Raw genomic sequence first — 24066 nt, forward strand, 5'->3', positions numbered from 1 at the left:
ACTTTTTCGTGTGTCAACTCAGATGATGCACTTCCTGCAACCCGTACACCGGCGTCGGGATGCCCTCGTAGCGCGCCTTGAGTTGAAGCGCGAGATACAGCGAATAGTGTCGAGACTGATGCAGATTGCCGCCGTGAAACCAGAGCGCTTCCTGCTGCGTCGGCTTCCACATGTTGCGCTGCTCGCCTTCCCAAGGACCCGGATCCTTGGTCGTGTTCGAGCCGAGGCCCCACACCTTGCCCACCTTGTCTGCAACATCTTGACCAATCAGATCTGCGACCCAGCCGTTCATCGAACCGTAGCCTGTCGCATAGACCACGACATCGGCCGGCAACTCGGTCCCGTCTTCGAGAATGACACTGCCGCTGGTCAATTCACGAATGTTGCCGTGGGCGAGCTTGATATCTCCGTTGGCAACCAGTTCGGCAGCACCGACGTCGATGTAGTAGCCCGAACCGCGTCGTAGGTACTTCATGAACAGACCTGAACCGTCGTCGCCCCAATCGTGCTCGAAGCCGGCCTTCTCGAGACGATCGTAGAAGTCCTTGTCCCGCTCACGGATTGCGTCGTACACGGGAATCTGGAATTCGTGCATGATCCGGTACGGCAGCGATCCGAACGTGAGATCGGCTTTGTGCGTGGTCATTCCGGAAGCCAGTGCACGTTCCGAATAGAGATCACCCAGACCCAAGTCCATCAACGAATCCGATTTCACGATGTGCGTCGAACTGCGCTGCACCATCGTGACGTCGACGCCGTTCTCCCACAATGCTCCACAGATATCGTGTGCGGAGTTGTTCGCCCCGATGACCACGACCTTCTTGCCCACGTACTGATCCGGGCCCGGATGCTTGCTCGAATGGTGCTGATCGCCCTGGAACTTGTCCTGCCCCGGGAACGTCGGAACGTTTGCTTTGCCGGACATTCCGGTAGCCATCACCAACTGCTTGGGGCGCAACGTCAACTGCTCACCACCGCGGTTGACGTTCACGGTCCATTCCTGAGCTTTCTCGTCGTACGACGCCGAGGTGCAGGTGGTGGAACTCCAGTACGGAACCTCCATGACCTTGGTGTACATCTCGAGCCAGTCCCCGATCTTGTCCTTGGGGGCGAACACCGGCCAGTTGTCGGGGAACGGCATGTAGGGCAGGTGGTCGTACCAGACCGGGTCGTGCAAGCACAGTGACTTGTAGCGTCCACGCCACTGATCGCCGGGACGCTCGTGACTGTCGATCACGATGGCCGGAACTCCGAGCTGGCGCATGCGGGCGCCGAGTGCGATGCCACCCTGCCCACCGCCGACAATCACGACGTAAGGCTGTGCGGTGTAACCGAGTTCACGGTCTTCGATTTCCTTCTGCTCCGCCCAGGTGACGCGGCTGGGGTCGGCACCGTGCTTCGCCCCGCGGGGTCGACGGACCCCCTTGCCTTCTTCATGGCCTTTGAGTTCCTGGAGAGACGTCAGCAATGTCCAGGCCTCATCACCCTTCAATCGAAGATGTCCGTGAGCCCGGCCGGTTGCCGTCTCGAATTCGATCCAGGCAGAAGTGACTCCGTCAGCTTCGTCCGGCGTCTCGGTGGTGCAAAATCCATACGGATCGGTGTCGTCGAGACGCTCGGTGAGCATGTCGACAATCTGCTCACGTCCTTCGACGGTTTTGATGTTCCAGGTGAATGTCACGAGGTCGCGCCAGAAACTGTCGAGGGCGAACTTTTCTGCGACGTGTGCGACGTCGCGAGCAGCAAGAGCTGCCTCGAAATCTGCCAGCCAGGCGTCGACGCGATCCTGAGGTGTCACGGCCGCTGTGGGTACAACCCTGGGATCGATGGTTTGCGTCATCACTTCTCCTTCTCGGAATGTGATACACAGCACATCGCATCAGCGGTTCGGGCCGCAAGCGTTGCAATCCGTTGCAATGCCGGGGCACGAGCTTCAAAGTACGTACGCGACCAGGGGCGCCCGGCGCGCCTTTCGATGTCGATGTTGAAACGCTGCAGCCACGACGCAAAAGTGGCGACATCCTCGGGATTCCAATCTTCCATCACCCGGCCCAGCCCGGCAATGTTGTCTGCACGCTCGGCTTCGAGCCTGCACGCCCCCCTCGTCGGTGATCCGAAACTTACACGCCATCCCTCCGGTAGGGTCCGAAATACGTTCTACAAGTCCGGAATTCAACATCGACGACGTTTGACGACTCAGCGTCGACGCATCCAGCCCGAAGGCATCCGCGAGTTCCCCGATCGACATCGGGCCGTCAAGGCTGATGCGACTCAACAAGACATAGGCGCTGCGGTCGAGATTGCTTCCGTCACGCTTGGTTCGAGGGACCGGCAGGGTCAGGTATCGCCCCAGGAGCATGGTCTCGAGTTCGATCAAATGCGTGGGCTTGTCCATGCCAGTCCTTCTATCGATCCACTTTTGACCCCGCCCATCCGGGGTCCGGCCCGACGGTGTTGTTCACCAATTCCGCCTCCATCGCCGTCGGGTTCGCCATGTACGCGCAGGCACTGATCCTTCCGCAGCTTCTCCAATTGCCCACAGCCACCGGTTTCGGCATGGGGCAGTCGATGCTCGCGATGGGATTGTGGATGGCTCCGGGCGGTTTTGTCATGATGGCCGTCTCTGTCGTCGGCGCGAAACTCTCCGCTAGCCAGGGGCCCAAGATAACGCTGCTACTCGGAACTCTGGTCATCGCCGCGGGTTACGGGTCCTCGATGTTCTTCATGGGATCGCTGTGGGGACTGTTGATCGTCACGTGCATCTGCAACGCGGGAATCGGCCTCGCTTACGGCTCGATGCCGGCACTGATCATGGGTGCTGTCCCGCCGTCCGCTACCGGATCGGCAAACAGCTTCAACACCCTGATGCGCTCGGTCGGCACCTCGATTTCCGCTGCCGTCGTCGGCGTTGTCCTGGCCCAGATGAGCGTGGATTTCGGCGGTCACACCCTCCCGACGGAAGCAAGATTCCGCACGGGCCTTCTCATAACTGGCAGATCGCCTGACGCCGTACGAGGCCTGCGGCGCCGCATTGCTCGCCGGCGCCATCACGCTCTTGATTCCCGCACGAAAGACGACCGCGAAGAAAGAAATTCCCATCACCGACGTCTCTCGCGAAAGCTTGAACCGAAAACGGGTACCCGCGCGCATGGGCGGGTACCCGTATTCACGCGGACTCGGGTTTCAACTTACCTAGCCCCAGCGATTGAAACCCGACAACGTAGAACAGCGTCCACAGCACCGCCCAGTCCACGAAACCCAATGCATTGCCATGCAATCCGTCTGCAACGGCAGGTTCGTGGAGAATGTGTTCGGCCGCAAAACGGTAGTAGAACAGAAATGTCCCTACCGCCAAGGCGAACGTGAACACACCACGGACCACAAGGTTGACGCCGTCCCCGAACCCTGTGGGCTTGTTGCCGAACGCATTGGCCCAAAAGATCATCCAGAATGCCCAGCACACACCCAGTTGCGCCGGAAACTGATGTACGACGCCACCCAACTCCGCAACTGCGGCACTTCCCAACAGCACTTTCACGACTGGGACAGCCACAAAATAGAGTCCCGTTCCCAGAGCGAAATTGCCGACCGTGGCCGCGAGCGCCGTCCGGCCTCCGCCACCGAATGCCCTCCACGGCCAATTGTCCAACGTCTGCCCGGTCAGAATCACCACGACCACAATGCAATAGAACCATCCCAGCACTGTGTCGACGGTCATCGCCGGATTTGTTGCGGACAGCGAAACGGACGGCAGTCCGAACACGAAGTACAACGCCAAAGTCGGTACAGCGACAAACGCAATCTCGCACAGACCCACCAGCGGTTGCTTCATTCCCAGCGAGATCCACGGCCAGTGCTTCCAGTTGAGCACCACCATCACCCAGGTGCCGAATCCGAACAGCACGAACAATGCACCGGCGAAGTAGCCGATTCCGCCTTCCCGATCTGCTGAGAAGTCCGGATAAAGGCTTCCGAGTCCGTTCGCAAGCAACCATGTCACCACCACGGAGAACACCGCCGTCGCGGCCATGATTGCCAGCCCTCTGACCGGCTGCGGGAACCGGTCGAAACCTGCAAATTCACAGTTGAAACCGATGAACACCACAAAGAGGATCGCCCAGAACAACGCCGCGTTAAAGGGCAGTGGATAGAAGTTCCAGGGACTGGTGGTGGGATCCGCGAGGAGGTACCAGCTCGCCAGAGCCACGATCAGAACGATCACAAGATTCGCGGCACCGAACAGAATCCAACGACGCGAAGGTTGGATGCTCGGCGCACCCGAACTCGTCGGAGCATCGACTGTAGCTGTCATATTTCCTTCTCCCAGTTGTGTCGCAAGACAATTCGCGAAGTCGTCGCGCAACTATGAAGGCACCGAGGCGAATACGGGGAGGGTTGCTGCAGGTTGCAATTACTGTCAGAATTTTCGGGTTTGCAACGGGATGCAACCCTTCTATATTGTGGTCGTCATCACATATAACTCACTCATCGGCTTACCCCGCCAACGAGGAGAACTGAATGAGCATCACCGGCAAGGTTGCATTGGTCACCGGCGCAGGCCAAGGAATCGGTCGCGGAATCGCACTCCGGCTCGCCCACGACGGCGCAGATATCGCTCTGGTCGATCTCGACCACGCCAAGTTGGATTCCGTTGCACGTGAGATTCGCGAAATCGGCCGTCGGACAACCATCTTCATTGCCGACGTCAGCGATCGAACACAGGTACACAATGCAGTCGAACACGCTCATTCAGAGCTGGGCAGTTTCGATGTCCTCGTCAACAACGCCGGAATCGCACTGGTAGGCCCGCTGTCCGACGCCACTCCCGAAGAAGTTGCCAAGATCTGGAGCGTCAATGTCGACGGAGTTTTGTGGGGGATCCAGGCCGCGGCAACGAAGTTCAAGGCACTCGGACATGGCGGAAAGATCATCAACGCATCGTCGATTGCCGGCCACGACGGCTTTGCCATGCTGGGCGTGTACAGCGCAACAAAATTCGCGGTCAGAGCGCTCACGCAGGCAGCCGCCAAGGAATACGCGTCCGAAGGCATCACCGTCAACGCATACTGCCCTGGTGTAGTCGGAACGGACATGTGGGTAACGATCGACAAAAGGTTCTCCGAATTGACCGGGGCACCGGAAGGCGAAACGTACGACAAGTTTGTCGGCGGCATCGCGCTGGGAAGAGCGGAAACTCCCGACGACGTGGCGGGGTTCGTCTCCTACCTGGCCGGACCGGATTCCGACTATATGACTGGCCAATCCGGCCTCATCGACGGCGGGTTGGTTTATCGCTGACATGTCGACACCCACGACGCGGTTGCCCGAACCCGCGATGCCACCCGGTGAGGATCCTCGCAACTACGCGAGGACCCTCGCCGCGGTGTACGACGCGACCATGTCCGGTGACAAATCGCCGGCACGCCCGCGCGACGTGGTGCGCCAATCCTGGCAGCGACTGAAAGAACTCGGAGTCGACCCCGAGCAGAGCCGGATCGAACCATCGATGGATGTTGCCGAGCTTGATCTGCGGCGCCGCGAATCCGGACTCTACGACGTGCTCGACGACGTAACCCACGGACTCGAGTCAGTCACCGCGAGCGGCGAGAACATCATGGTTGTCGCCGACATACGCGGAACGGTATTGTGGCGCAGCGGTTCCCATCGAGTGCTGGATCAGGCTGCGCGACTCGGGTTCATCGAGGGCGCAAACTGGGCCGAGAATTCGGTCGGCACCAATGCCATCGGTACCGCGCTGGTATCGAGACAAGCAGTTCAGATATTCTCGGCCGAACACTATGCGCGCAGTCATCATTCGTGGACCTGCGCCGGTGCACCGATCCGAGATCCGCGCGACGATCGTGTCATCGGTGTCGTAGACATCAGCGGCCCTGCCAAGACCGTCCATCCCACCACACTCGCACTCGTTGATGCCGTCGCACGCCTCGCCCAATCGCACTTACGCGACAAACATCGCGACAACCTCGACCAATTGCGTTCTGTCGCAGCGCCAATGCTTGCGCGTGGTAAAGCGCCCGCACTGGTTACCGATTCACACGGCTGGGTCGCTGCGGTAGATTCTCTCCCCCATCGCACGCGAATCCTGCTCCCCTCGGCATTGACTCCCGGCCGGACGTGGTTCCCCAACCTCGGACTGTGTGAATTGGATCCACTTCCCGGCGGCTGGTTGATCAGGCCCACCTCCACTGGCAACGACGTGGCCGCTCCCGCAGTGCATGTCGATCTGCGCGATTCCGAGAACATGTCGGTGACCGTGACATCGGGATTCGGGGAATGGACGTACTCACCCACACAGAGGCATGCGGAAATTCTGTTTCTGCTGGGATCCGAGCGGAGCGGACGAACGGCATCGCAGTTGGCGCAGGATCTGTTCGGAGACTCGGCCCGCACCGTTACCGTACGGGCCGAGATGTCTCGCCTACGTAAGAACCTTGCGGGAGTTGTTGCAGCGCAGCCATACAGATTTGTCGACGCTGCAGACGTCACCCTCTCCGTCCCTGATATCGGCGCACACCTACTGCCGTTCTCGACCGCCCCAGCAGTGTGCGCCAGCCGAATCAGGAAATAAGCGCCTTGACGTCCGGGACTGCTGTAATCGAAAGGATCTTGCAGTTATCGTCGAACTCGAAGAGGTCGGTGGACGCAAAATCCTCCAACCCTTCACGCTGGACACGCATCTGCATCGCGGCGAAGTTTCCCACCACGGTGACGGGCGTCAACAGACTCACCGTGAACGGGGTGTCCTCACTCTCGGCGAAGAACGCTCGGATCTCGTCGAAACCTCGGTTCGTTCGAACGCCGACAGGTTCGTGTTGCACCGCACCCTGATGGAAAAGTTCCATCAGGGCATCCGTCTTGTGGGCTGCGAGCAGTGTTACGTAGCTGTCGACGGCGGCACAGATCTCGTTACGAGAAAGCATGTAGGACTCCTTGATTAGTGGTTGTGTTGTTCCGAAAATTTCAGCGGTTATCGAATGATTCCGCGTTCGAGCAGATGCCGAATGATCTGACCGGCAGCATCGAGAGTCGATGACGATGTCGAATCAATCCTGATATCGGGTAGGACCGGCACCTCGTAGGGGGGAATCGCCCCGGTGAAGTTCTTCAACTCACCACGACGTGCCTTCTTGTAGAGCCCCGTGGGATCTCGCTGTTCTGCAACGGAAAGCGGGGTGTCGACAAAGACCTCGAAGAACCGCTCGGGGCCGATGGTTTCCTTGGCGGATTCGCGTTCGATCTGGAACGGCGAAATGAACGAAGCGAGGACGATCAGCCCGGCATCAACCATCAGTTTAGCGACTTCTGTTACGCGGCGGATGTTTTCGACACGATCAGCTTCCGTGAATCCGAGATCACGGTTGAGTCCGTGGCGAACGTTGTCGCCGTCGAGAAGATAGGTATGGCAGCCAAGTGCATTGGAGCCCCCGCTCCAATTCGTTGGCAATCGCCGATTTACCCGAGCCGGGCAACCCGGTGAACCACACAACGCACGGTTTGTGGCTGTTGAGAGTCTCGCGTGCCTTCTCGTCGATATCGGCGGCTACAGTTGCATCGCACATCGCTTTAGGTGGCTCGTCATTATGCGTAGTAGTTCACGTCATCGAAGCTCCAGTCGGTGTGTAATTGCCCTCGCTAACCCGTCTGCCGAGTACGTGATGTACTCCGTCGGATCGAGGTCTTGGGCCCAGTTGTTGACGATGGTGTCGGCCAGCCCCATCAGTCCAGCCCAGACGAATGGAATTAGGGAACGACCCTCGCGGAGGACAAGTCCCTCAGTTCGAGCTGCGTCTTCGAGAGCCGTCTGGAGCTCGGCGAATTGCGCTTCGGTGGAGTGTCGTAGGTCTTGGACCGATTTACCTTCGGAGTTCGCGGCATCTTCGGTTGTCCTCCAGACAGATGCCACGTGCCCAACTCGTGCCCACTGCTTGGTCGTTTCGGGCACGATCGCTGCAATCAGTGCCGATACACCTTGTTCGCGCGGTAGTTCGGCGATGAACGCGGTCAGTTCTTGTTGGCTCTCGAGGAGCAGGGCCGCGAAGATATCGCGCTTGTCGACAAAATACTGGTAGATGAGTCCGGGACTCATCCCCGCCTGTTTGGCGACACTTCGGATCGTCAGTGCGGCGTAGCCGCCCACGTCGAGGATGGCTGCTGCTGCGTCGAGGATTCCTCGGCGCCTCACCTCAGCGTCTCCGCGGACCGACGTGGCGCTTGTTGCGTTCATCAACACACACTAGCGACTTTCTGAACAATGTTCAACAGCTATTGAACATTGTTCAAATCGTCGCTAGTGTCGTTCCCATGACATCAAGCACATCTGATTCCACAGCGAAAAGAGTTGTGGCATTCGACTTTTCCTCCTCCCGAGTTCTCGTGACCGGAGGATCCAACGGCCTCGGACTGGCCGTCGCACAGCGATTCGTCGACGCCGGGGCACACGTGACGATCACCGGAACGAGGGCGTCGGCCGACGACTACGAGCATGACCTCTCGGCGTTCACCTACCGGCAGTGCGTCATGACCGATCGCGAGCAGATCGCCGCCGTCGGCGCAGGACTGTCCGCACTGGACATCCTGGTCAACAACGCAGGTCAGACCCTTACCCAAAAGGGGGAATGGAACCCCGAGGTATTCGAAGAATCGCTCGCGGTGAACGTCGTGAGCGGGTTCCGGATGTCTACTGCTGTCCTGCCACTACTCAAGGAAAGCAAGCAATGCGGCGGCGCTTCCATCATCAACGTCGCATCGATGGCGTCGTACTTCGCCGTCGACATAGTGCCCGGATACGGCGCATCGAAAGGTGCCGTCGTCCAGATGACCAAGACGATGGGATCGAACTGGGCCAGGGACGGAATTCGAGTTAACGCCATAGCTCCGGGACTGACCGCAACCAAGATGACGGCTGGACTGCAGCAGCGGCCCGAGCACAGCAAACCGTCACTCGATCGCACCCCGATATCTCGATGGGCAGACCCGTACGAGGACGTCGCTCCCGTCGTATTGTTCCTCGCTAGTCCTGCCGCACAGTTCATCACGGGACAGACCTTGCCCGTCGACGGCGGATTCTCGATCAGAGGATGACGCCTATGCCGTCGACAACCGCGCAGCCTGAGGCAACCGCACCGAAACGCCTCCGCATCAACGACCTTCGTGAGCCCGTACTCACCGAATCCCAGAAACGGACGTGGGCGTACGCCGAAGCGAATCCGATCACGCTGTCCGTGGACAGCGTTCTCTCCGCAGCGCGAGAACAAACAAGCCTCGACGATTTCGGTCCCGACGACTTCCGCGAGCGACTTGCGTTGTGGTTGGACGAGATTGACGCCGATCCCAACCGGTCACCGGTTTCCCGGATGGTTACTCACGCAGCATGCACCCGTTACGCGGCCAACCGACTTCGAGTGCTGGACGTTCTGCGCCGCCACCCCGAGATTCATGACGAGGAGGTAGTGGCCCCCATCATCGTTGTGGGACTGCCACGTTCGGGTACCACGCATCTTCTCAACCTCATGTCGGCTGATTCCCGCTTCCGGTCGCTGCCGCTCTGGGAGAGTCAGGAACCGGTCCCCTTCACCGGTGACGAACTCGATGCAGACGGCGTCGACCCGAGATTGACTCGGAGTCAAGCACGTTGGGATCAGATGCAGGCCAAGAACCCTCTGGTGGCAGCGATGCATCCGATGAACCCGGAACATATTCATGAGGAACTCGAACTCGAAAGCCTCGATTTCTCGAGCTACAACTTCGAGTGGATGTCGTCGATGGCGCCTCGCTGGCGCGACTACTACCTCGCCCATGATCAGCGTCCACACTACGAGTTCATCAAGACGATGCTCAAACTCCTTCAGTGGCAACGAGGTCCGAACCGTTGGATCCTCAAGTGCCCTCAACACCTCGAGCAGTTCGGTCCGCTCATGGACACCTTCCCCGACGCCACGGTCGTGATGACCCATCGCGATCCGGTGTCGGTAGTTCAGTCTGCAGCGACGATGGTCGGCTACGGCGCCCGGATGAACTTTCACAAGCTCGACCTGGATGCAGTGTGCGATTACTGGATCGACCGTGTCAGCCGGTTGCTCGATGCGGGAACCCGCGATCTCGCACTGATCCCCGCAAAGCGGCGAGTGGACGTGTATTTCGACAAATTTATGGCGGACGACATAGGAACGGTCGAGCACATCTACAACCGCGCCGGCCTCGAGATGACCGAACAGGCGCGAGAAGAGATCCGCAAGTACACGTCCAGTCACAAACGCGGTTCCAACGGTCAGGTTGTCTACGACCTGCGCGCAGACTTCGGCCGTGAACCGGCCGAACTCCGTAGCCGCTTCGCCGACTATTTCGACGCATTCCCAGTGAAAGTAGAAGTTCTGTGAACCAGTACATCTCCGATCAAGTCGACAATCTGATCGCGCAACGACCAGGAAAGACCCTACTCGAACCTGAGTACACCGATGAAGCGATCAAGATCAATGATTTCATCTACCGCAGTGGCGGTACCAGTTCCGCGTACATGATCGTCACCCCAGTTGGCCGGATCATCGTCAACACGGGCTGCGGATTCGAAGGACCGCATCATCGAAAGTTGTTCGACGACATCTACTCCGGGCCGACGCGATACATCATCACCACCCAAGGCCATACCGATCATGTGGGAGGAGTGCACGCCTTTCGTGAGCTGGGCGCCGTCTACGTGGCAAACGAACTGAACCAGGCGGTTCAACTCGACGATGCACGGGTCATCAAGCGAATGCGCCAGTGGGCACCCGTGTGGTTCGGCCGGGACGCCGATACCGTCACCCGCTTTGCCGCCGAATTCCCGTCCGTGTCGAACGCACAGGACGAGCCGGTTCCGGATCTCACCTTCCGTGATCGCCTCGACTTGACGGTGGGCGGACTAGACGTCGAATTGTATTCCGGCGTAGGCGAAACAGTGGACGGCACGATGGTGTGGCTTCCGCAGCATCGCATCGCGATGATCAGTAACCTCCTCGGCCCTCTCTTTGGCCACTTTCCCAATCTCAATACCGTTCGCGGACAGCGATACCGCTTTGTCGAGCCGTACCTGCAGACGATTCGCACACTGCGTGATCTGCGTCCGCAGACCTTGATCACCGGCCGCGGCGAGCCCATCGAGGGCGAAGAACTGATCGACGCAGTCTTGAAACGGATGTACGACGCCGTCGACTACGTCCACCGAACCACTCTCGACGGCATCAACTCCGGTAAGTCAGTCGAAACATTGATGCGCGAAATCACTTTGCCGCCAGCACTTTACGTCGGACAGGGCTACGGTCAGGTCAAATGGGGAGTCAAGACGATCTGGGAGACCTACCTCGGATGGTTCCACCACGACGCCACCACCGCACTCTATGATCTGCCGCGAGCGAAAACTCTGGCCGATCTGGTCGAACTGGCCGGCGTAGCGCGCGCGATCGAACTCGCCGAAACGCGGCTCGCCGAAGGTGAAGTGGTCGAGGCCACCGCACTGTCCGAGGCAGTTCTCGCATTCGATCCCGACAACGGACCGGCTACCCGCACCCTTCTTGCCTGCCACCGGGAACTGCTGACGCAGCCGTCCACCGAGGCGAACTTCTGGGAATCCGGTTGGTTGGCACACCAGATCAAGAAACTCGAAGCGGCAGTCGCAGAATTGGATACGAACCGATGACCACACTAGAGGCCTTCGCTCCCGCAAAGTTGGGGCCGGCAACTCTTCGGAACCGAATCATCAAGTCCGCCACGTTCGAGGGAATGACACCGAAAGGTGTGGTCACCGATGAACTGATCGACTTCCATCGCAAGTTCGCCGCCGGCGGCGTCGGCATGACAACAGTTGCCTACTGTGCTGTCGCGCCGGAAGGGCGTTCGGCCGGCGGGCAGCTCCAATGGACCGAGGAAACCGCTCCCGGGTTACGCCGCCTCACCGATGCGATTCACGCCGAAGGTGCCGCAGTCTCAGCGCAAATCGGACATGCCGGCGCCGTCGCACCACCGAAAGCAACTGGCCAAAAGGCACTTTCAGCGAGCAAGCATTTTCACCTGACGACCCTCAGTATTGCCGAAGCCGCCACCGAGGCGGACATCGATCGGATCGTCGAGGCCCATGCGCATGCTGCCCGACAGGCCGTCGAGGCAGGGTTCGACGCGATCGAACTGCATTTCGGGCACGGCTACCTCATCAGCTCGTTCCTCAGCCCGAAACTGAACCACCGCAAAGATTCCTATGGTGGAAGTCTCGAGAATCGGGCACGCTTCGCGCGTCGTACATCCCGCGCAGTCCGTGATGCCGTCGGCACAAAAATCGCGATTGTCGCCAAGGTCAGCATGGACGACGGCGTACCCGGCGGATTCTGGCTCGAAGAAGCAATCACGTTGGTGCGCTGGCTCGAAGACGACGGAACCCTGGACGGGGTGGTCCTCACTGCCGGTAGCTCACTCGAGAACCCCCTCTACATGTTCCGCGGCGACGCACCGCTGCGGGAATTCGGGGCACTCATGCCACAGCCGCAGAAGCTGGGAATCAAACTGGTGGGGAAACACTTCCTGCGCACCTACCCGTACACCGATGCCTACCTTCTCGACCATGCACGCCAGATCCGCGACGCTGTGGATCTCCCGCTGGTCTTGCTCGGCGGAATCACGGGCAAAGAATCGATCGATCTCGCTATGCGTGAGGGGTTCGAGTTCGTGCAGATGGGCCGCGCTCTGCTCAGCGACCCGAACTTGATCAAGGCGATCGAGGAAGAAGGCGCCGGACAGTCACTCTGCATTCACTGCAACAAATGTATGACCACGATCTACGGGGGAACTCGCTGCGTTCTGCGACCGTAATCCATCCCTGGCAGCAAAAGGGCTGAGCTGCCAGGGATACCGGGCGTCAGGCAGGATCGGAAGCCCGAGTGAGCAGCTGCAGGAAAACTTCTTCGGGCTGAGCACCCGACACTGCGATTGCCCGGTTGGCGACGAAGAACGGAACACCGCTGACCTGTAGCGCTCGTGCCATCGACAGATCCTCGCTGACCGCCTCGGCGGCCGCATCGGAGTCGAGCTGTTCGCGAACCGTCTCCGCATCCAATCCCACGCTGACGGCGATGCGGACCAGTTCTTCGCGATCGTCGATCACCCTGCCATCGGTGAAATGTGCCTTGAACAGCGCATCCAGAAGTTCCGTCTGCTTGTCTCCAGCCAAGTGCAGCAACCGGTGTGCGTCGAAGGTGTTGGCCGCGATCACGGTGTCGAAATTCAGATTCAGGCTGACCTCGGCAGCCGTGGTACTCACCTGGGCAAACATCTGCCGCACCTGATCAGGCGCCATACCCTTCATCTCGACCAATGCGTCGAGTTCGGTACGGCCCTCCCCCACCGGAGTCTCCGGTGCGAGCTGGTACGAGCGCCAGATGACGTTGACACGGTCCTTGTGCTCGAAGCTGTCCAGGGCGGAAAGAAACCTGGTCTTTCCGATGTAGCACCACGGACAAGCGATGTCCGACCACACTTCGATGGTCACGTCTTGGTCAATCACGATTTGATCAGTCACCGAAGGTGCAACAACGGAACAGGGTACGAATAATCCCGCATAAGGTGACGTGGGACTTCCGTGAGCGCGCACTACGACAATCGGGGGTCGTGTGTATCTGCAACGCGGGAATCGGATGTGCGTACGGCTCGATGCCCGCTCTCATCATGGGTGCAGTGCCCGCAACAGCGTCCGCGAACAGCTTGAACACCCTGATGCGCTCGATCGGCACTTCCGACTCCGCAGCGGTCGTCGGTGTGATTCTTGCCCAGATGAGTGTCGAGGTCGGCGGCCGCACATTGCCGACAGAAGCGGGTTTACGTACCAGTTTACTGGTCGGATGTGGTGCGGCACTGCTGGCAGCGGCAATCGTTCTGTTCATTCCCGCACTGGGTGCCGAGCGTCTGAAGAAAAGTTCGGCTGCTTCCCCAGCCGGGACTGGGGCCGGAGCACCGGCCCTGAGGCCGGTCGGAACACCCGACTGCGGGCCAGTGCACGTCGAATACGGGAGCCAACGGTCCCTGACCTCAGGTGACCAGGCCACACCGGTACGCGACCAACGACGCACTCACCCTGTTGTTCACTCCAAGTTTCGAGAACAACGACGAGATATGCGACTTGATCGTGGTCTCACCGAGGTACATGCGCGCCGCAATATCGCTGTTCCCCAGACCTGTGGCCAACTCGGCCAAAACCTCACGCTCACGGTCGGTGAGGACCGCCAACGGCGTCCGATCCGGAATCGACTGACGTGGCGCGGATGCCACGATCGCTCGAAGTGAATCCCGACTGAACAAGGCGTGATCCGACGCAACGACGCGTACAGCCTGCTGAAAGTCTTCTGGTGCACCGTCTTTCCGCAGAAAACTGTGAGCTCCGGCCTCGACCGCCTCGATGACGACGCCGTCGACGTCGAATGCCGTCATCGCAATGACCTTGGGCGGATTAGGCATGGACATCAGCTCACGCGTCGCCTCCAAACCACCGACACGCGCCATCTTGAGATCCATCAGCACGACGTGAGGGCGAAATCGAGTGACCTTGGCAGCAACCTGGTCTCCGTCCTCGGCCTCGGCAACCACCACGATGTCAGGGGCGGCCTCGAGGATGTCTTTCATCCCGCGCCGAACCCAGGCATCGTTGTCGACAATCAGCACCGTAATGCGCGAGTCTGTGTTCATGGTGCGCTCAGATTACCGAGCGCCACCGACAGATCCGGATAAACAAGGGACTAGGCGAACCAGGGCACCCAGCAACTGACCACGAAATCGGGACCGACAACGCCGGCCTCGACCTTTCCGCCGATCTCTCGTGCCTGCTCAGCCAAACCGCGAAGTCCCGATCGCGAACCGACCGACGTCATCGCGGGCAGATCACTGAGCCTGTTCCGTGCCGTGATCCGAATACCTTCGTGCGGTGATCCCGTGACCGAGATGACCAAGGCCTGGTCGCTGGCATACTTCTGCGCATTCGTGAGCGCTTCCTGCACAACGCGATAGCAGACATGCCCAGCCAACATTCCCACTTCTCCGGGCAGCAATTCGGTTTCGAGGCGACAATGGATTCCGGCAGCACGCGCTCCGTTGACCAGATCGCCGACAGCGTCGATACCCTGATGCCCGCTGCGAGTAGCTCGATCACCTGTTCCGCGAAGCACTCCCACGATGCTCTTGAGTTCGTCCAACGCCTCGTGCGCCGTGGTCCGAATCATTGCCGCCGTATTGACCACCTTCTCGGGGTTGTCAGCAGCACTGACTTGAAGTCCGCCCGCGAACAACGAGATTCGACTCAAACTGGCTGCGATCGTGTCATGCATGTCGCGGGCGATGCGCGTTCTTTCCTCACCGCGAATCATCTCGTCGCGCATGACATCGGTTTTCTCGGTAGCCAGATCGCGAACGTATTCCGCTTCGACCAACGCCGATTTGGTCCGAACGAGTAGTGACAGCGCAAGAACAATGCCGACCATTACTGCTGCGACAAACCACGGGATCCAAATCGGCAAGTCGTACTGCTCGATCTCCGTACCGTCTTTCGGCATAGCAGTTCCCAGTGTGAGTGCCGAGTACTCACGATCCCGAAAAGCGTCGTAGGTCAACGACATTCCGCACGCGAGGTAAACAGCGGCGGACGCTGCCGCCAATCGACTGCCACGGGCGATTCGAGCAACCGCGAACAATGCGATCAGTGCCGCCGTCGCATCGGTCGGGAAGAACAGCGGACCCACCAGCGTGATCGCCAAAACTATCCAGGGTTGTTGATGACGCCACACGAGTGCAATTCCACCGAACACGCCGAGAGCAAATCCGATGCCCACGAACCACGGCGGCATATTTCCCGATGAACCGGCGATGCTCACTGTCATGAGCGAACAGAAGATGCTCAAGGAGACGGCGGCAGTTGTCCATACGCGTCGCCGCACAGTACTTCCTCGGGTAGTGATCACCGAGCAAGCGTATCGACTGCCACCGACGACTCGAATCAACCGAAAGGACGGCCGACGCTGAAGAACACCGACTGAAAGGAGGAGTCGACCCGATCATTCGGCCGACGCGCCAGGCACCCGCAACGCCGTTGACTAGTGCCATACCCACTCTCGAAAGGCGCACATCATGCGATCCCTCCGCACTCCCCTCGTTATCCTGGCCGTCGGCACAGCATTGTTCGCGACCATCGCTTCGGGCGAATCCAACGAAGCAAAGAAGGCCGAAGGCGGCGGATCACCATCGGCTCCAGCTTCGACATTCGGAGTCGGCGACGTCGTCGACCTCGGCGACTGGCGCGTCCAGGTACACGGAGTTGTCGACCCGTATGTCTCGACAAACCAGTTCATCACCGCAGATCCCGGGAATCGTTACGTCGTAATTGACACCGAGGTGACCAACAACGGTTCCAAGCCTGAAACGGTGTCGTCGATGATGTGCTTCGAACTGCAGGACAGTGCCAACAAGTCCTACGACATCGCTTTCACCGACACCAGTACCGGCAGCGTCGACGGCCAACTCGCCTCCGGAGCAGCCAAGCGCGGCGAACTGTCGTACGAGGTCCCCGAGGCAGCTACGGGCCTGCGCCTACAGTTCAAGTGCGACCTGTTGTCGTCCGGTTCGGCAACCATCAACCTCTCGTGAACCGTCCAGGCGATCTGCTGCTGCGACCGTTGGTGCTCATCTCCGTCGCCGTAGTCCTGATCAACGATCACGTACTCAAAGATGCGTTCGGGAATGCGTTGACCGGGAAGCTCTCCGATATCGCCGGAGTATTCCTGTTCCCGATCCTGCTACTTTCCGTACTCGAAGTCGCTCGCCGAACTTTAGTAGGCACCGCAGCGATCGCCTGGTCTGTCGCCGTCACCGGAATCGGCTTCGCTGCAGTAAAACTGATTCCGGTGGTTGGCGACGCCTATGAAGACACGATCGGATTTCTCCGCTGGACAGCAAGGGGATTCAGCGGCGACTTCGCACCGATCCTCGTCTACCGGGACCCCTCGGACCTCTGGGTACTCCCGATCCTGATCGCGAGCTACCTAGTGATCACACACAGTCGCACTCGAGCGTCGGAGGGGTCGCTCGAGCACGCAAAGATCAATCCAGCGCGGCATCCAGTGTGATCTCTACACCTGTCAACGCCTTACTCACCGGGCACGTTTCCTTCGCAGCCTGCGCGACCTTCGCAAAAGCATCCGCGTCGAGACCATCGACCTCGGCGCGAACAGTGAGCGTGATTCCGGTGAGCTTGAATCCGACGGTGTCGGGACCCAACGAAACGTCGGCAGTGACGTCGAGGCTCTGCGGGGTTCCGCCGGCCTCGGCAATCAGCGCTGACAACTGCATTGCATAGCAGGAGGAGTGCGCAGCCGCGATCAATTCCTCGGGGCTGGTGGTGCCGCCGGCTTCGTCGGCTGCACGTTTGGGAAATGACACATTGAAGGTCGCAACTGCGGAACTGGTGAGTTCGACCTGCCCGGATCCGGCTTCGAGTGTGCCGTTCCAAGCGGTGCGTGCGGTACGAGTTGGCATTGGGTGTCCTGCTTCCGTCGATGGATGGATCGGGGAACGCCTTGCCGTTCAAACCTACCTACTTCAACCGAGCAACGTCGCGCACAGCAATGTCTCGACGCGCTTCCGTTCCGATTCCGTAGAAGAGAAATTCGCAACTCTGCCTACGTCGAACACCAGTCCCAATGCCGCGTGAACAAGGAATCTCGCTTGCACCACGGTCAATTCGGGCCTTGCTTCGACGCACAGCAGCGCCCACTCCTCCACATTGAGCCGTTGAATATTTCGCAGTTCACTTCGCGGCCCGTCCGGCAAGCTGGCGATCTCTGCAAAATACACGGCCAACAGTTCGCTGCGTTCGAATGAAACCTCGACGTACATCTTTGCGAGTGTGTGCACTGCTTCGAGTGGAGTCTCCGACTGCGCCAGCGCCGAACCCAAAGTTTCGGTCAGCCGCTCGGACGCACGGTGGAACGCCGCCGCAAGTAAGTCGGCTTTCCCGGAAAAATGCCGGTACACACTCGACGCGGTGATCCCGGCTGCGGCACCAATGTCCTCGATACTCACGTCGTGGTAGCCGCGCTCGTAGAAGAGACGCACCGATTCATGTAGCAGCACTTCACGTTTCGATTTTCGCACCAACCCGGGCGCTGATCGCGCGCCATCCGACGGATCCGATGCGGATTCGGACCTCGGCAGATCCACGTCGACCACCGACCAGCAAGCGGCAAGTACGAGCGCTTCAATCTGCTTGGCCGGCAGCGTGGATCGGTGCACCGTAATACTGCCGATCACGCCCAGAACAGCCGGCGCTATCAGGTTCAGATCTTGCTTATCGAGTTCCGGGCGAACCGCCGCCAACGGTTGCGCGATCCTGCTGCCGAGAGTGCGGAGTCCCGCACGCATCTTTTCACGATCAGCGCCGACCAAATAGCGGCCTTCCCACCGGTAAAGCCCACCCCTACGGCGATTTTCGATGGTGACACCGATAACAGCCACTATTACGGAATTCAACTGCTGACGTGGATCCTCGTACTCGTGACGCGTCGGGTCGCTCGCTTCGAGTAACGCCCCTGTCAGGTTTTCCACCGCATGGACGAACAACGCATATTTGGTGGGGAAATGGCGATACAGCGACGGACCGGAAACTCCGACCACAGACGCTATGTCGTCGATACCCACCGCGTGGTAACCGCGCTCGCTGAAGGCCTCCGCAGCAACGGCCGCGATCTGCGCCTTGCGATCCTTCGGTCGGGTACGTGGAGCGGATTCACCGCTACCGGCAGCGACGCGCGTCCGTGTGGGCATGAATCCCTCCATCCATTCAGCAACTGTATCCATTTTCCCCGAACAGCCTTGACAGGCCGACACAGGGTGTTATGTTAACCCACATTCGCACAAATCTTGCAGAAACGTCCACCACGAAGAGACCCACTACGGGCACGAGTTTCGGCTTGCACCTACGGAACACCTTCGATTTGACCGACCGTAAGAAAGTAGCTGTGAGCTGATGATTCGCATGTGTAACAACACCCGTACGGGTTCGGCATGACAACCACGACGGCCGGCATCCTGTCGGAACTCGACAACGGCATCCTCCGATTGACGTTCAACCGCCCCGAGCGCATGAACGCGATCGACCTCGAAACGATGAACGCGCTTGCCGACGCCATTGTCTGTGCCGACAACAACCCTGACGTTCGCACCATCGTCATCACCGGAACCGGACGTGCCTTCTGCACCGGAGCCGACCTCGCGACTGCCGCGATGAATCCGGCCGATCCCCATGTCGTCATGGATTCTGCAAACGCCGTGATCCGCGCTATCACGAGCACCGCCGTACCCGTGATAGCAGCAGTCAACGGCCCGGCCGCCGGCGTCGGCGTCTCCATTGCCCTCGCCGCAGACCTGACCTACGCCGCCGAAAGCGCATACTTCCTACTGTCGTTCGTCAACATCGGACTGATGCCCGACGGCGGCGCCAGCGCACTGGTACCGGCCGCAATCGGAAGAGCCCGCGCTGCGGAGATGTTCCTACTGGGCGAAAGGGTGTCAGCCGACGATGCAGAACGCTTCGGTCTCGTCTCCCGAACCCTGCCGAACGATCAGTTCGCGGCCCACATCGAGGCAGTCGCGGCGCGCACCTCGAAGGCACCTCGACGTGCCCTCGAACTGACAAAAGCTGCCCTCAATGCCGCAACGCTCGACCGCATCGATTCCGCTCTGGAACTCGAAAAGTCCGGTCAGGTAGAACTCCTTGCCAGTGCCGACTTTGCCGAGGGCGCAACAGCAATGCTTCAGAAGCGCGCACCCAACTTCAAGTGATTCAAGAGAGGAAACCGTACATGGCCTCCATCGATACAGCGTCCGAGGTACAGCGCTTGCGACGTACCAACTGGAACAACCAGGTCGCCCACCACGCGCAGATGATCCCGGATCACACCGCAGTTCGATTCCTCGGCGATTCCATCACGTGGAGCACGCTGAGCCAACGCGTCGACAAGCTTGCCGACGCACTCTCCCGTCGCGGCGTCAGCTTCGGCGACCGCGTCTTGATCCTGATGCTCAACCGCCCCGAATACCTCGAGGTAGTCCTTGCCACCACTGCGCTGGGCGCAATCGCAGTACCGGTGAACTTCCGTCTCACCCCGCCCGAGGTCACCTATCTGGTCAACGACTCGGGCTCCAAAGTCATTGTCGCCGAAGGACCACTCGCCCCATTGGCCGCCGCAGCTCGCGCAGCCTCCGACGGTATCGACATCTCCATCACCATCGGCGCGCCGGCCGAAGGTGACAGCCTCACGTACGAGGACCTGATCGCCGAGACCGGAGACAGCCATGCCCCCCTCGACATTCCCGATGACACACCGGCTCTCATCATGTACACCTCGGGAACCACTGGGCGCCCCAAGGGTTCGGTACTCTCACACTCCAATCTCGCGTCTCAGTCTTTGACCTGTATCCGGGCCTTCCATCTGTTCAAAGAGGATTCCATCGGATTCTGCGCAACACCGATGTTCCATATCGCGGCCCTCGGATCGATAGCTCCAAGCCTGCAATTGGGCACCACCACTGTTATCCATCCGCTCGGGGCTTTCGATCCGGGTGCCCTACTCGACGTCCTCGAAGCCGAGAAGGTCACCAGCCTGTTTCTCGTCCCTGTTCAGTGGCAGGCCGTGTGTGCCGTCCAGAAAGCGCAACCGCGCGCTTTGTCACTGAAGAACATTTCTTGGGGCGCGGCACCGTCGTCGGACACGATCCTGCGCGCAATGGCGGAATCTTTCCCCGACGCATTCAACGTCGCAGTCTTCGGCCAAACCGAAATGTCGCCTATCACTTGCGTTCTCGACGGTGAGGACGCCATTCGCAAGCTCGGATCCGTCGGTCGTGTCATCCCGACCATCTCGGCTCGTGTTGTCGACGAGAACATGGACGACGTCGCTCCCGGAGAGATCGGCGAGATCGTCTACCGCGGACCGACGATGATGAGCGAGTACTGGAACAACCCTCAGGCAACGGCAGACGCATTCCACGGCGGGTGGTTCCACTCCGGCGATCTGGTCCGCGTCGACGACGAAGGATTTGTGTATGTCGTCGACCGCAAGAAGGACATGATCATCTCGGGCGGTGAGAACATCTACTGCGCCGAAGTCGAAAATGCTCTCTACGAACACGAATTGATTGCCGAAGCCGCAGTTGTCGGACGCTCCGACGCCAAGTGGGGCGAAGTACCCGTTGCGATTATCGCCATGGCACCCGGCGCCAACGCTGATCTGACAATCGAAGAACTCGGAGCGTTCCTCACCGATCGCCTCGCCCGCTACAAGCATCCCAAGGACATCGTTGTGGTGGAAGCCCTGCCGCGCAATGCAAGTGGCAAGGTAGTCAAGGGCGAACTGCGCGAGAAGGTTCGATCTGTCGACGCGATTTCCTGATTCGCACTGAACAAACCTGACGGGCGGCGCCTCATCGAGATGCCGCCCGTTCTGCGTGACCCTACGAGGCACCAATCGTCAACGCCAGATTCATGACTGTCACGTCGATTTCCAGATCTTCGTGCTGGCTCACCCGGATTGTGACCGTCAACTGCGTGAGGTACTGACCGGCATCCATTTCGGTCACGACATAGCGGGTTGTGGCTTCGAGAGTCAGGGGTTCACTGGTGTCCGTTGCAACTACATACGATCCGCTGACGAACGCCGACCGACGTCCAAGAAAGTCAGCAGTGCTCGTCTGATTCTCCCGCCACGACGGCAGCCTCCGGGAATCGACAAACGCACATGCGAGCAGTTTCTCGACATCGATGTGCCCTGACATACGACTGTGCAGCAGTACCGCATTGGGGGCCCACCCGCCCTTGGTGTTCGCTTCGTTCACCAGAACTTGGTACGCGAACGGAAACACTTCGGGCGGCACCTCCACCCAACCGGGTAGCAGTGCAGTTCCCACCGGCATATCGCCGGGTTCCCGCGCGTCGACGGGTACGCATTCGATGCCGAGAGCTGCCGCACCGCAAGCTAATTCAGCTACCTGCTGAAACTCTGTTCGTGCCAGCGCATCCTGCGAATCCGCAAACGGTGTACTGACATCCGTTTCCGCCAAAAGCTGACTGGTTTCAACGATTTCGGCCGAGAACCGCCTCAACATTCCCGGATCAACTTGCAACGTCAATTCTCCCCCTCAGAACTGCCCAACCCCTTGTCGGACAATAGCAGCCTGAGCGGTTCGTTCCCGGCCCCGAAGCTAGGCGCCTACGTGCAGCTTGCGATGCAGTTCGCGAACCTGCGAAGAAAGCTCCGAAATCGGGCCTTCTACTAAGATATTCGGCGCAACCTCGTTGATCGACAGAGACTTCACCGGCGCCGGCGACACTCCCCACTCCTCCAGCCATTCGCTCAATTGCGCAGAAGAACAGATATAGACGATCCGGCCCAGCCCCACCCAGGCATGGGCGGCCGAGCACATCGGGCAATGCTCGCCGGACGTGAATACCGTTGCCGTGGAACGTTCTTCCGGAGTCAGATATTGAGCGGCCCACCTGGCCAACTCGAACTCCGGATGACGAGTACTGTCACCACCGGCAATCCGGTTTCGATCCTCGGCGAGAAAAGTCCCGTCAGCCGCAGCGAGGACAGAGCCGAACGGCTCATCGCCGGCATCCAATGCCTCCGTTGCCAATTCGACGCAACGGCGAAGATGCCCCATGTCGATATCGTTCATTTCCTTCTACCCCTCCACTTTTCGAATACACGAACGGGCGGCACCCAATGGGTACCGCCCGTTCGCATTACTACTCTGTACTACTCTGCAGCGCTTTCGCTCTCGCCGGCCTTGGACAGCTCGATCGGCGGCGCGTCCGGCACGTCGATCGGCTTCTTGGTAGGCGTGAACGTGAACTTCGCGTCCTCGCCCGAGCCTTCGCCGTCCCAGCCTTCGACGTCGACGAGCACGATGTGACCCGGTCCGATCTCTCCGAAGAGGATCTTCTCCGACATCTGGTCCTCGATCTCGCGCTGGATGGTGCGACGCAGCGGCCGCGCACCCAGTACCGGATCGAATCCGCGCTTGGCCAGAAGCGACTTGGCCTTGTCGGTGACCTCCATGGCCATGTCCTTGTTCTTGAGTGCCTTCTCGACGCGAGCAAGCATCAGGTCCACCATCTGAACGATCTGCTCGTTCGTGAGCTGATGGAACACGACGATGTCGTCGATACGGTTCAAGAATTCCGGACGGAAATGCTTCTTCAGCTCGTCGTGCACCTTGAGCTTCATGCGCTCGTAGTTCGATCCGCTGCCCGCGCCCGAACTGAAGCCCAGGCCTACAGCCTTGGAGATGTCGGACGTACCGAGGTTGGACGTGAAGATCAGCACCGTGTTCTTGAAGTCGACGGTACGACCCTGACCGTCGGTGAGACGGCCATCCTCGAGCACCTGCAGGAGAGTGTTGTAGATCTCCTGGTGTGCCTTCTCGATCTCGTCGAACAGCACCACGGAGAACGGCTTACGACGGACCTTCTCGGTGAGCTGGCCGCCCTCTTCGTATCCGACGTACCCGGGAGGGGCACCGAACAGACGCGAGGCGGTGAAGCGGTCGTGGAACTCGCCCATGTCGATCTGGATCAGAGCGTCGTCGTCACCGAACAAGAAGTTGGCGAGCGACTTCGCAAGCTCCGTCTTACCGACACCCGACGGGCCGGCGAAGATGAACGAGCCCGAGGGACGCTTGGGATCCTTCAGACCTGCACGGGTACGACGGATCGCCTTGGAGACAGACTTGACCGCCTCGTCCTGGCCGATGATCCGCTTGTGCAATTCGTCTTCCATGCGGAGCAGACGCGTGGTCTCCTCCTCGGTGAGCTTGAAAACGGGGATGCCGGTCCAGTTGCCCAGGACCTCGGCGATCTGCTCGTCGTCGACCTCGGCGATGACGTCCAGGTCGCCCGCACGCCACTGCTTCTCACGCTCTGCGCGCTGAGCGACAAGGGTCTTCTCCTTGTCGCGCAGGTTCGCAGCCTTCTCGAAGTCCTGTGCG

At 59.7% G+C, this 24066-nt stretch carries 26 protein-coding genes and 2 pseudogenes; 13 read left to right on the forward strand and 15 right to left on the reverse strand.

Features of this window, described 5'->3' with window-relative positions; all coding sequences use genetic code 11:
* Positions 1-13: 13 nt before the first annotated feature.
* A complete protein-coding gene (locus QM600_RS19990) occupies positions 14-1840 on the reverse strand; it encodes a flavin-containing monooxygenase (protein ID WP_283263304.1) in 1827 nt (608 codons plus the stop codon).
* A gap of 93 nt (positions 1841-1933) precedes the next feature.
* The gene (locus QM600_RS19995; protein WP_349307278.1) at positions 1934-2395 is read right to left on the reverse strand and encodes a MarR family winged helix-turn-helix transcriptional regulator; all 462 of its coding nucleotides are present in this window, start codon (positions 2393-2395) and stop codon (positions 1934-1936) included.
* Between the two features lie 44 nt (positions 2396-2439).
* Here QM600_RS19995 and QM600_RS20000 point away from each other — a divergent pair.
* A pseudogene (locus QM600_RS20000) lies at positions 2440-3079 on the forward strand (MFS transporter); the annotation flags it as partial.
* A gap of 87 nt (positions 3080-3166) precedes the next feature.
* Here the strand turns inward: QM600_RS20000 and QM600_RS20005 are convergent.
* Positions 3167-4312, reverse strand: a complete 1146-nt coding sequence (locus QM600_RS20005; protein ID WP_283263305.1) for a hypothetical protein — start codon at positions 4310-4312, stop codon at positions 3167-3169.
* Positions 4313-4518: 206 nt separating this feature from the next.
* Between QM600_RS20005 and QM600_RS20010 the strand changes: the two genes are divergently transcribed.
* A complete protein-coding gene (locus tag QM600_RS20010; protein WP_283263306.1) occupies positions 4519-5298 on the forward strand; it encodes an acetoin reductase in 780 nt (259 codons plus the stop codon).
* A 37-nt stretch (positions 5299-5335) separates the two neighbouring features.
* Positions 5336-6589 (forward strand): GAF domain-containing protein, encoded by a 1254-nt coding sequence (locus QM600_RS20015; protein WP_283263329.1) that lies wholly within the window; start codon positions 5336-5338, stop codon positions 6587-6589.
* Here the strand turns inward: QM600_RS20015 and QM600_RS20020 are convergent.
* Genes QM600_RS20020 through QM600_RS20035 form a run of 4 tightly spaced genes read right to left on the reverse strand, consistent with a single transcriptional unit; the run spans position 6579 to position 8245 of the window.
* Positions 6579-6941: a nuclear transport factor 2 family protein gene (locus tag QM600_RS20020; RefSeq protein WP_283263307.1), complete on the reverse strand. Its 363-nt coding sequence runs from the start codon at positions 6939-6941 to the stop codon at positions 6579-6581. The two genes, QM600_RS20015 and QM600_RS20020, sit on opposite strands and share 11 nt — an antisense overlap.
* A gap of 47 nt (positions 6942-6988) precedes the next feature.
* Complete coding sequence (gene cysC, locus QM600_RS20025) at positions 6989-7465, reverse strand: adenylyl-sulfate kinase (RefSeq protein ID WP_283263308.1); 477 nt, start codon at positions 7463-7465, stop codon at positions 6989-6991.
* Positions 7374-7580: an adenylyl-sulfate kinase gene (locus QM600_RS29970; RefSeq protein ID WP_283263309.1), complete on the reverse strand. Its 207-nt coding sequence runs from the start codon at positions 7578-7580 to the stop codon at positions 7374-7376. The genes cysC and QM600_RS29970 overlap by 92 nt, the downstream gene beginning before the upstream one ends.
* A gap of 38 nt (positions 7581-7618) precedes the next feature.
* Positions 7619-8245, reverse strand: a complete 627-nt coding sequence (locus QM600_RS20035; RefSeq protein WP_283263310.1) for a TetR/AcrR family transcriptional regulator — start codon at positions 8243-8245, stop codon at positions 7619-7621.
* A 77-nt stretch (positions 8246-8322) separates the two neighbouring features.
* On the opposite strand from QM600_RS20035, the gene QM600_RS20040 reads away from it, so the two are divergent.
* The 4 genes from QM600_RS20040 to QM600_RS20055 are packed head-to-tail and all read left to right on the forward strand — an operon-like array spanning position 8323 to position 12855.
* Positions 8323-9102 (forward strand): SDR family NAD(P)-dependent oxidoreductase, encoded by a 780-nt coding sequence (locus QM600_RS20040; RefSeq protein ID WP_283263311.1) that lies wholly within the window; start codon positions 8323-8325, stop codon positions 9100-9102.
* 5 nt (positions 9103-9107) lie between these two features.
* Positions 9108-10397, forward strand: a complete 1290-nt coding sequence (locus QM600_RS20045; protein WP_283263312.1) for a sulfotransferase family protein — start codon at positions 9108-9110, stop codon at positions 10395-10397.
* The gene (locus tag QM600_RS20050) at positions 10394-11692 is read left to right on the forward strand and encodes an alkyl sulfatase dimerization domain-containing protein (protein ID WP_283263313.1); all 1299 of its coding nucleotides are present in this window, start codon (positions 10394-10396) and stop codon (positions 11690-11692) included. The genes QM600_RS20045 and QM600_RS20050 overlap by 4 nt, the downstream gene beginning before the upstream one ends.
* The gene (locus tag QM600_RS20055) at positions 11689-12855 is read left to right on the forward strand and encodes an NADH:flavin oxidoreductase (RefSeq protein ID WP_283263314.1); all 1167 of its coding nucleotides are present in this window, start codon (positions 11689-11691) and stop codon (positions 12853-12855) included. Before QM600_RS20050 ends, QM600_RS20055 begins: the two co-directional genes overlap by 4 nt.
* Before the next feature lie 46 nt (positions 12856-12901).
* On the opposite strand, the gene QM600_RS20060 is transcribed toward QM600_RS20055, so the two are convergent.
* Positions 12902-13546, reverse strand: a complete 645-nt coding sequence (locus QM600_RS20060; protein WP_283263315.1) for a DsbA family oxidoreductase — start codon at positions 13544-13546, stop codon at positions 12902-12904.
* Between the two features lie 101 nt (positions 13547-13647).
* On the opposite strand from QM600_RS20060, the pseudogene QM600_RS20065 reads away from it, so the two are divergent.
* Positions 13648-13971, forward strand: a pseudogene (locus tag QM600_RS20065) (MFS transporter); the annotation flags it as partial.
* 96 nt (positions 13972-14067) lie between these two features.
* Here the strand turns inward: QM600_RS20065 and QM600_RS20070 are convergent.
* Positions 14068-14721 carry a response regulator gene (locus QM600_RS20070; protein ID WP_283263316.1) on the reverse strand — a complete coding sequence of 218 codons (654 nt, stop codon included), beginning with the start codon at positions 14719-14721 and terminating at the stop codon, positions 14068-14070.
* 50 nt (positions 14722-14771) lie between these two features.
* Positions 14772-15905: a sensor histidine kinase gene (locus QM600_RS20075; RefSeq protein WP_283263317.1), complete on the reverse strand. Its 1134-nt coding sequence runs from the start codon at positions 15903-15905 to the stop codon at positions 14772-14774.
* On the opposite strand from QM600_RS20075, the gene QM600_RS20080 reads away from it, so the two are divergent.
* From QM600_RS20080 to QM600_RS20090, 3 genes are all read left to right on the forward strand, one after another.
* A complete protein-coding gene (locus QM600_RS20080; protein ID WP_283263318.1) occupies positions 15904-16047 on the forward strand; it encodes a hypothetical protein in 144 nt (47 codons plus the stop codon). The two genes, QM600_RS20075 and QM600_RS20080, sit on opposite strands and share 2 nt — an antisense overlap.
* Before the next feature lie 105 nt (positions 16048-16152).
* Positions 16153-16668 carry a DUF4352 domain-containing protein gene (locus QM600_RS20085; RefSeq protein ID WP_283263319.1) on the forward strand — a complete coding sequence of 172 codons (516 nt, stop codon included), beginning with the start codon at positions 16153-16155 and terminating at the stop codon, positions 16666-16668.
* A complete protein-coding gene (locus QM600_RS20090; RefSeq protein WP_283263320.1) occupies positions 16665-17147 on the forward strand; it encodes a hypothetical protein in 483 nt (160 codons plus the stop codon). Before QM600_RS20085 ends, QM600_RS20090 begins: the two co-directional genes overlap by 4 nt.
* On the opposite strand, the gene QM600_RS20095 is transcribed toward QM600_RS20090, so the two are convergent.
* Together QM600_RS20095 and QM600_RS20100 are read right to left on the reverse strand one after the other, a co-directional pair.
* The gene (locus QM600_RS20095; protein WP_283263321.1) at positions 17122-17556 is read right to left on the reverse strand and encodes an OsmC family protein; all 435 of its coding nucleotides are present in this window, start codon (positions 17554-17556) and stop codon (positions 17122-17124) included. The genes QM600_RS20090 and QM600_RS20095 overlap by 26 nt on opposite strands.
* Before the next feature lie 63 nt (positions 17557-17619).
* Positions 17620-18843 carry a TetR/AcrR family transcriptional regulator gene (locus QM600_RS20100; RefSeq protein ID WP_283263322.1) on the reverse strand — a complete coding sequence of 408 codons (1224 nt, stop codon included), beginning with the start codon at positions 18841-18843 and terminating at the stop codon, positions 17620-17622.
* Between the two features lie 240 nt (positions 18844-19083).
* Between QM600_RS20100 and QM600_RS20105 the strand changes: the two genes are divergently transcribed.
* Both QM600_RS20105 and fadD5 read left to right on the forward strand, forming a co-directional pair.
* Complete coding sequence (locus tag QM600_RS20105; protein ID WP_283263323.1) at positions 19084-19860, forward strand: enoyl-CoA hydratase; 777 nt, start codon at positions 19084-19086, stop codon at positions 19858-19860.
* A 20-nt stretch (positions 19861-19880) separates the two neighbouring features.
* Positions 19881-21470, forward strand: coding sequence for a fatty-acid--CoA ligase FadD5 (gene fadD5, locus QM600_RS20110; protein ID WP_283263324.1), 1590 nt, complete (start codon positions 19881-19883; stop codon positions 21468-21470).
* Positions 21471-21531: 61 nt separating this feature from the next.
* On the opposite strand, the gene QM600_RS20115 is transcribed toward fadD5, so the two are convergent.
* From QM600_RS20115 to QM600_RS20125, 3 genes are all read right to left on the reverse strand, one after another.
* Complete coding sequence (locus QM600_RS20115; protein WP_283263325.1) at positions 21532-22206, reverse strand: LpqN/LpqT family lipoprotein; 675 nt, start codon at positions 22204-22206, stop codon at positions 21532-21534.
* A gap of 72 nt (positions 22207-22278) precedes the next feature.
* On the reverse strand, positions 22279-22755 hold the full coding sequence (locus QM600_RS20120; protein ID WP_283263326.1) for a nucleoside deaminase: 477 nt from the start codon (positions 22753-22755) through the stop codon (positions 22279-22281).
* 80 nt (positions 22756-22835) lie between these two features.
* The coding region (locus QM600_RS20125) for an AAA family ATPase (protein WP_283263327.1) at positions 22836-24066 on the reverse strand (1231 nt) is incomplete at its 5' end.

This window comes from Rhodococcus sp. IEGM 1379, from assembly GCF_030056815.1.
GTDB lineage: Bacteria > Actinomycetota > Actinomycetes > Mycobacteriales > Mycobacteriaceae > Rhodococcus_F.

What these genes read in the sequence shown, in the direction of transcription:
- QM600_RS19990 (WP_283263304.1), bottom strand. Translation starts at nt 1,840, where the DNA reads ATGACGCAAACCATCGATCCCAGGGTTGTACCCACAGCGGCCGTGACA.
- QM600_RS19995 (WP_349307278.1), bottom strand. Translation starts at nt 2,395, where the DNA reads ATGGACAAGCCCACGCATTTGATCGAACTCGAGACCATGCTCCTGGGG.
- QM600_RS20005 (WP_283263305.1), bottom strand. Translation starts at nt 4,312, where the DNA reads ATGACAGCTACAGTCGATGCTCCGACGAGTTCGGGTGCGCCGAGCATC.
- QM600_RS20010 (WP_283263306.1), top strand. Translation starts at nt 4,519, where the DNA reads ATGAGCATCACCGGCAAGGTTGCATTGGTCACCGGCGCAGGCCAAGGA.
- QM600_RS20015 (WP_283263329.1), top strand. Translation starts at nt 5,336, where the DNA reads ATGCCACCCGGTGAGGATCCTCGCAACTACGCGAGGACCCTCGCCGCG.
- QM600_RS20020 (WP_283263307.1), bottom strand. Translation starts at nt 6,941, where the DNA reads ATGCTTTCTCGTAACGAGATCTGTGCCGCCGTCGACAGCTACGTAACA.
- QM600_RS29970 (WP_283263309.1), bottom strand. Translation starts at nt 7,580, where the DNA reads ATGTGCGATGCAACTGTAGCCGCCGATATCGACGAGAAGGCACGCGAG.
- QM600_RS20035 (WP_283263310.1), bottom strand. Translation starts at nt 8,245, where the DNA reads ATGAACGCAACAAGCGCCACGTCGGTCCGCGGAGACGCTGAGGTGAGG.
- QM600_RS20040 (WP_283263311.1), top strand. Translation starts at nt 8,323, where the DNA reads ATGACATCAAGCACATCTGATTCCACAGCGAAAAGAGTTGTGGCATTC.
- QM600_RS20045 (WP_283263312.1), top strand. Translation starts at nt 9,108, where the DNA reads ATGCCGTCGACAACCGCGCAGCCTGAGGCAACCGCACCGAAACGCCTC.
- QM600_RS20055 (WP_283263314.1), top strand. Translation starts at nt 11,689, where the DNA reads ATGACCACACTAGAGGCCTTCGCTCCCGCAAAGTTGGGGCCGGCAACT.
- QM600_RS20070 (WP_283263316.1), bottom strand. Translation starts at nt 14,721, where the DNA reads ATGAACACAGACTCGCGCATTACGGTGCTGATTGTCGACAACGATGCC.
- QM600_RS20080 (WP_283263318.1), top strand. Translation starts at nt 15,904, where the DNA reads ATGAGCGAACAGAAGATGCTCAAGGAGACGGCGGCAGTTGTCCATACG.
- QM600_RS20075 (WP_283263317.1), bottom strand. Translation starts at nt 15,905, where the DNA reads ATGACAGTGAGCATCGCCGGTTCATCGGGAAATATGCCGCCGTGGTTC.
- QM600_RS20085 (WP_283263319.1), top strand. Translation starts at nt 16,153, where the DNA reads ATGCGATCCCTCCGCACTCCCCTCGTTATCCTGGCCGTCGGCACAGCA.
- QM600_RS20095 (WP_283263321.1), bottom strand. Translation starts at nt 17,556, where the DNA reads ATGCCAACTCGTACCGCACGCACCGCTTGGAACGGCACACTCGAAGCC.
- QM600_RS20100 (WP_283263322.1), bottom strand. Translation starts at nt 18,843, where the DNA reads ATGCCCACACGGACGCGCGTCGCTGCCGGTAGCGGTGAATCCGCTCCA.
- QM600_RS20105 (WP_283263323.1), top strand. Translation starts at nt 19,084, where the DNA reads ATGACAACCACGACGGCCGGCATCCTGTCGGAACTCGACAACGGCATC.
- fadD5 (WP_283263324.1), top strand. Translation starts at nt 19,881, where the DNA reads ATGGCCTCCATCGATACAGCGTCCGAGGTACAGCGCTTGCGACGTACC.
- QM600_RS20120 (WP_283263326.1), bottom strand. Translation starts at nt 22,755, where the DNA reads ATGAACGATATCGACATGGGGCATCTTCGCCGTTGCGTCGAATTGGCA.